This is a genomic window from Streptomyces sp. NPDC054841 (genome assembly GCF_053611045.1).
In genome coordinates, this window is the sequence record NZ_JBSGZO010000479.1 from 1 (window position 1) to 6,250 (window position 6,250).

Sequence of the window (6,250 nt, forward strand, 5' to 3'; positions counted from 1 at the left end):
CGGGAGGGAGTCACCGCCTGGGCGTTCGGGGCCGCCGGCCTGGGCTCCGCCCAGGGGCTGGCCGTCGCCGTTGCCTACGGACTGCTCGCGTTCGCCGCGTGCCTGCCCGGAGTCGTCGTGCTCGCCGTCGAGTGGATCGGCGGAATGCGGCGTGCGCAGGTCGAGTTCGAAGAGGGTGTCCTCGCCGAGGGCGGCCCGTCGCACCGGCGGCCGCAGCGCGTCCCGCATCAGGTCGGGGCCGGGGAAGCCGAGCCCTGGGACACCGTCGCCTATCAGGACCGGTGCCACGGTGACGTAGAGCCGGTGCAGCGCACCGTCGTGGAGGAAGCGCGACACGGTGACGCCGCCGCCCTCGACCATCACGCGGCCCAGGCCGCGGCGCCCGAGCTCGTGCACCAGGCGCCGGGGGGCGAACGCGGCGCTGTCGGGGAGGACCAGTACGTCAACGCCGGTCATGCCCTCGGTGTCCGCAGCATCGCGCCCGCACTCGCTGTCGGCGCTCACCACCCAGAGGGTCGGCGCCGCACCGTCGGTGAACACCTGGCGTCGCATCGGCACCCGGCGGTGCGGGTCGAGGACGACACGCACCGGGTTGGGCCCGGCGCAGGCGCGGACCGTCAGCCGGGGATCGTCCGCGACAGCGGTGCCGGCGCCGACGACCACCGCGTCGGACAGTGCGCGCAGGCGGTGCAGGTGCTCCCGGTCCTGCGCTCCGGTGACGTAGTCGGCGTCGCCCTTCCGGGTCGCGATGAAACCGTCGAGACTCTGGCCCAGCTGGGCGAAGGTGAACCGGGGGCCGGCCAGGCACAGGGGGAGGTAGCGGTCGGCGAGGACGTCCGCCTCGTGCGACGCGTCCCGCCAGCGGCGCCGGCCGTCGGCGTCGCGCAGCAGCCCGACGGCCTCGGCCTCCGCCTCGGTCCGCAGTCCGAGCAGCAGGTCCCAGGCTCCCGGCGCGTCGAGCGTGCGGGCGCGCCGCCCCGCTTCGGCCCCGCTCATCGGGTGCCCCGCGAGGCCGGGTCCGGGGACTGCTCCGGGTCCAGGAGCGAGAAATACCCGGAGAACGAATCGACGAGTCCGGCCAGCAATTCCTTTCCCTTCTCGGCAGTTGCCAAGGACGGACGGCCGACGACTCCGGTCGCGGTGTAGGCCCGCATCCCGAGAGTGAGCAAATGCCGTCGGTCGTCGGCGACGAAATCGGAGGTCATATGTCCGGAGGGGACGAGTTCCGGGTCCTCGTGCAACAGGATGGAGGTCTCGACTTCACCCGCGTGCATATCGCTGTGGGAGGGCGTCTGTACGCCGGCCCGGTCCCTTGCCGCGTTCCAGTCGTCCGAGCCGGGGAAAAGCGCCATGCGCGTGCCGCTGCCCACGGACTCCTGCACGACGTTGCGCAGAACGTAGTTCCCGCCGTGCCCGTTGATCAGAACCAGTGCGGCGACACCGGAGCGGCGGAGCGATTCCGTGATGTCCCGGACGACGGCGTGGAGGGTCGCGGCGGACATGCTGACGGTGCCCGGCCAGTCGGCGTGCTCGTGCGAGCAGGAGACGGTCAGCGGAGGCAGCCGGAGGACCGGATACGCTGCGGCGATCTCCCTGGCGACGGCGCAGGCGATGATGGTGTCGGTCATCAGGGGGAGGTACGGTCCGTGCTGCTCAAAACTGCCCACGGGCAGAACGGCGACCCGGGCCCGCGCCGCCCCCGCGTCCTCCGTCGTCTCCAGCGGCAGAAGTCCCCATTCCGGCGGTCGCGCATACGGGCCACTCATGTCCCCGACCCTTTCTTGCCCGGCTCTATTCCTAGTGGCCCGAGTTGTCCTGCTCGAACACCCTTGAACAGAAGGACCAGTTGAGATATTTCGATTGATTTCATGTTCCGGCCAGAGACTACCCGACAGGATCCACCCATGACAGACACCTATGTCGCCCCGCACACAGAGGTTCGTTCCCTGGATGTCGAACGCAGGGCAACGGTCCAGCTTTCCACCCGTTACGGCGTTTTTCGCGCCGTCGGCTACCTGGACCTCAGTCGCGGGGACGAACAAATGGCGTTGGTGTACGGCGACGTCGAAGGCGACGACGTACTGGCCCGGGTGCACTCGGAGTGCCTGACCGGGGACGCCTTCGGGTCCCGGCACTGCGAGTGCGGGGACCAACTGGACGCGGCGCTGCGCGCGATCGTGAGCGAGGGGCGTGGTGTGCTCCTCTATCTCCAGGGGCACGAGGGCCGGGGAATCGGCCTGCTGGCGAAGCTCCAGGCGATGCAGCTCCAGGCGGAGGGACTGGACACCGTCGAGGCGAATCTCGCTCTCGGGCTCCCGGCCGACGCCCGCGACTACCGGGTGGCGGCGGACATGCTCCACGACCTGGGGGTGCGTTCCGTACGGCTGATGTCGAACAACCCGGACAAGCGCGACGCGCTGCTCCAGCACGGTGTCGAGGTCTCCGAGCAGGTGTCGCTGCTCACCCCGCCGCGCGAGGAGAATCTCGCCTATCTGCGGACGAAGCGGGAGCGGTTCGGCCACCATCTTCCGCACCTGGACCGTGTGACGGCCGGCTCCTCGCCGGATCCCGGCCCAGTGCCAACTGCAGCGACTTGATTCCGTTGATGAAGTTGGAGACCAGCCGCCGGGGCGGTGCGGCCAGGGTGAGCGGTGGCAGCACCTCCCGTGCCTCCTCCTGCAGCACGCGCAGCTGGAGGCGGGCGAAGTGCGCGCCGAGGCAGACGTGCGGGCCGTTCCCGAAGGACACGTGCGGGTTCGGCGAGCGGGACAGATCGAGGCGGTAAGGGTCGGCGAAGGCGCGCTCGTCGTAGTTGGCCGAGGCGTGGAAGACGACGACCTTGTCGCCCCTGCACACGTCCTGCCCGCCGAACGTGAGGTCACGGGTCGCCGTCCGGCGGAACGACAGCACGGGCGGGTGCCAGCGCAGCAGTTCGTCCACTGCGGTGTCCACCGCCACCTCCCCCGCCCGCAGCCGCCGCTGCTCGTCCGGGTGCTCGGCGAGCGCCAGGAGCCCGCCGGGCGCGGCGCTGCGAACGGTGTCGTTCCCGGCGACGGTGAGCAGGAAGAAGAACATCTCCAGTTCGGCGTCGGAGAGTCCGGAAGCGGCGATCGACGTCATGACGTCGTCTGCGGGGTTGCGGCGCTTGTACGCCGCGAGTTCCTGGGCGTAGTCGAACATCTCCCGCAGCATCGCGGGTGAGCGCGGATTGACCGGTCTCCCGTCCGCACCCAGTACCGGCGGTTCGTCCGGGTCCTGGTAGGCGATGACGCGTTCGGTCCACTTCAGCAGCAGGGCGCGGTCGCTCTCCGGCACGCCGAGCAGATCGGCGAGGTTGAGCAGGGCGTAGTCGTCGGTGACGGTGGCGACGAGGTCGACGACGGGGCCCGCCGCGCGGGCGGTTTCGAGCAGCTCGCGGGCTCGGTCGCGGGCAGCGGCGGCGAAGCGGTCGATGCGGGCGGGGGTGAAGGCGCGGCTGACGAGACGCCGCAGCCGGCCGTGGCCGGGCGGGTCCTGGTTGAGCATCATGCGGCGGATGAAGGGCAGATCCGCCGGGTCGGGATCGCGGATCTGGGTCGCGCCGAGCCAGGACGAGAAGTTCGCCGAGTCCCTGAGCACGCGGACGACACCGCCGTGCCGGGTGACCGCCCAGAAGCCGGGCCCCGCGGGCCAGCCCAGCACCTCGTACTCCTCCTGCCAGGCCACCGGATGATAGGCGCGCAGCTCGCGGAACGCGTCGTGGGGCAGCCCGGCCGCATAGCGCCGCGGGTCGAAGACGTCGGGGACGGCCGGGGTGCTCATATGTCGGCCCGCAGGAAGTCCTCGACGGTACGGATCAGCTGGAGCGGTGTCTCGTCCATGGCGTGGTGTCCCGCGGCGGCCAGTTCGGCGAGTTCGCCCCGCAGGTACGACCGCAGCCAGGTCTCCCGCATCAGGTCGGCGCTGATGGCCGGGTCGAGAGCTCCGACGACGGCGAGTGCCGGGACGGTTGAGCCCTCGATGTCGGTATGGAAGTCCTCGACGGCCCAGGAGTCGAGCCAGGCGCGGAACGCCTTGGGGTCGCTGCGGTCCACGGAGCGCCGCATCATGCGGTCGAGCCAGGCGGTGGGCCGTACCGAGCCGGTGGTGAGGTCGATGATGGTGCGGCGGTTGGCCGGACGGTCGGCGGCGTCCGCGAAGAGCCCCCACTGGTCGGGCGGCATCGGCAGCCCGTGGGCCGGCACGGGCGAGATCCCGACGAGCCGCCGCACCCGGCCGCGTGCGAGGACGGGCACGCGCTGGACGACGGCCCCGCCCATGGAGTGGCCGATGAGCGAGAAGCGGTCCCAGCCGAGGTGTCCGGCGAGCGCGAGCACGTCCTGGGCACCCTCCTTCGTGGTGTAGGCGCCGGGCGTGCCCCTGGCCTCCCCGTAGCCACGCAGATCGACGAAGGCGTACGTGAACGACTCCAGGTCGAGGTCGGACCGCAGGGAGGCGTAGGCGTCGCGGTCGGCGAGCCAGCCATGGACGGCGACGACGTGGTGCGGGCCGTCACCGAGCAGCGTGTGCGGGAGCACGAAGGGGGTCACGTCTTCTCCGTTCGCGGGCAGCGGAGTGAAGGGACTGCGGTCGTACGCCACCACGGTGTACCGGAGCCGACGGAATCGCCAGGGTGCAGAACCGGCGCACTGTCGGACATGTCACATGCGTCAGCAGCGGAAATTCCCGGCATATAGGCAACCCGGGCCTTCGCCTCCCCCTCTCCACCTGCGAGAGAGATCGTCACGGAGGTTTTGAGTTGAGCCGCAGCCGCGTCCGTATGCGCCCGCACACCCCGCTCGCCCGCCCTGCCCGCGCCGCCGCCACAGCGGGAGTCACGGCCGGAGTCACGGCCCTGGCGGTGGCTCTCACCGGGTGTTCCGGGGCCTCCGGCTCGGACGCGAAGGCCGGGGACGCCGAAGGGAAGCCGCGCACCGCCATCACAGTGAATCTGCAGGGCAAGCAGGCCAAGGCGGGTGAGCCGGTACGGGTGACGCTCGCGGCGGGAAAGCTGAAGAAGGTCACGGTCACCGACTCCAAGGGCGGCAGGCTCGAGGGCGCGGTCGCCGCCGACGGCCGCACCTGGACCTCGGCCCGTAAGGCCGCACCGGGCACCACCTATGCGGTCGAGGCGCGGGACGACAAGGGCGGCACGGCGACCGCGGGCTTCGCCACCGCCGCCGCGGACAAGGTCAACAAGCTGACGCTGGTGCCGGGCAAGAACTCCACCGTCGGGATCGCCCAGCCGCTGTCGATCGTCTTCGACCACCCGGTGAAGAACAAGGCGGAGGTCGAGAAGCACCTCAAGGTGACCACGTCGGACAACACCCAGGGTTCGTGGGGCTGGATGGAGGACTGGTCGGGCAAGGACCGTGTGGACTGGCGGCCGAAGGACTACTGGAAGCCGGGCACCAAGGTCACGCTGGGCGCCGAGCTGAACGGCATCGACTCGGGCGCGGACGGCGGCTGGTTCGTCCGCGACTACGCCACCGGCTTCACGGTCGGCAAGCAGCAGCTGGTGAAGGTCGACCTCGACAACCACCGGCTGAAGCTCTACCGGGACGGAACGCAGATCAAGGACGTCCCGATGTCGGCCGGAACCCCCGGCGGCGAGAAGGCCTCCTGGCGCGGCACGGCCGTGCTGATGGCGAAGGAGGGCACGATCAACATGAACTCCGAAACGGTCGGGCTCGGTGACGCCTACGACAAGATGGTCGACTACTCGATGCGGCTGACCTGGTCGGGTATGTACGCGCACGCCGCGCCGTGGAACGCCGCGTACTTCGGCAACGCCAACCGGAGTTCGGGCTGCGTGGGGATGAGCGACGCGAACGCGTCGGCGGTCTACGGAGAGGTCCAGGTCGGCGACCCGTTCGAGATCACCGGCGGCGACGCCAAGGGCACCATCGCCCTCAACAACGGCTACGGCGAGTGGAATCTGAGCTGGGCCGAATGGCAGGCGAAGAGCGCCCTGCGCTGAACTCCCGCCGGTTTCCGGCCAGTCCCCGCCGCCCCCCGTCAGCCCTACGCCGAACTCCCGCCGAACTCCTGCTGACAGCACGTCCAATATCGTTACCGTCGCGTAACTTACCGACCAGTTACCTAAGGTAAGCCCGGCAGGTTACCGTCGGGTCACTTTAGGACTGATATGAGTCAGGAGTGAGCGATGGGACACCCCCACAAAGCCCTGCGCACCTCGACGACCGCGACGGTCTCGGCCGCGCTGCTGGCC

General features: G+C 70.3%; 5 protein-coding genes and 1 pseudogene. 2 read left to right on the plus strand and 4 right to left on the minus strand.

Annotated features, from left to right (window positions below; all coding sequences use genetic code 11):
* Positions 1 to 996: RibD family protein (locus tag ACWGI8_RS37120; RefSeq protein WP_453667842.1), on the minus strand; the 996-nt coding region annotated here is incomplete at its 3' end.
* On the minus strand, positions 993 to 1,766 hold the full coding sequence (locus tag ACWGI8_RS37125) for a creatininase family protein (RefSeq protein ID WP_453667843.1): 774 nt from the start codon (positions 1,764 to 1,766) through the stop codon (positions 993 to 995). The genes ACWGI8_RS37120 and ACWGI8_RS37125, both read right to left, overlap by 4 nt.
* A gap of 138 nt (positions 1,767 to 1,904) precedes the next feature.
* Here ACWGI8_RS37125 and ribA point away from each other — a divergent pair, with 138 nt between their 5' ends.
* The gene (ribA, locus tag ACWGI8_RS37130; RefSeq protein WP_453667844.1) at positions 1,905 to 2,597 is read left to right on the plus strand and encodes a GTP cyclohydrolase II; all 693 of its coding nucleotides are present in this window, start codon (positions 1,905 to 1,907) and stop codon (positions 2,595 to 2,597) included.
* On the opposite strand, the pseudogene ACWGI8_RS37135 reads toward ribA, so the two are convergent.
* Both ACWGI8_RS37135 and ACWGI8_RS37140 read right to left on the minus strand, forming a co-directional pair.
* Positions 2,575 to 3,801, minus strand: a pseudogene (locus ACWGI8_RS37135) (cytochrome P450); the annotation flags it as partial. The gene ribA and the pseudogene ACWGI8_RS37135 overlap by 23 nt on opposite strands.
* The gene (locus tag ACWGI8_RS37140) at positions 3,798 to 4,568 is read right to left on the minus strand and encodes an alpha/beta fold hydrolase (protein WP_453667845.1); all 771 of its coding nucleotides are present in this window, start codon (positions 4,566 to 4,568) and stop codon (positions 3,798 to 3,800) included. The gene ACWGI8_RS37140 and the pseudogene ACWGI8_RS37135, both read right to left, overlap by 4 nt.
* A 209-nt stretch (positions 4,569 to 4,777) precedes the next feature.
* Between ACWGI8_RS37140 and ACWGI8_RS37145 the strand changes: the two genes are divergently transcribed.
* Positions 4,778 to 5,998, plus strand: coding sequence for an Ig-like domain-containing protein (locus ACWGI8_RS37145; RefSeq protein WP_453667846.1), 1,221 nt, complete (start codon positions 4,778 to 4,780; stop codon positions 5,996 to 5,998).
* The last annotated feature ends 252 nt before the right edge of the window (positions 5,999 to 6,250 follow it).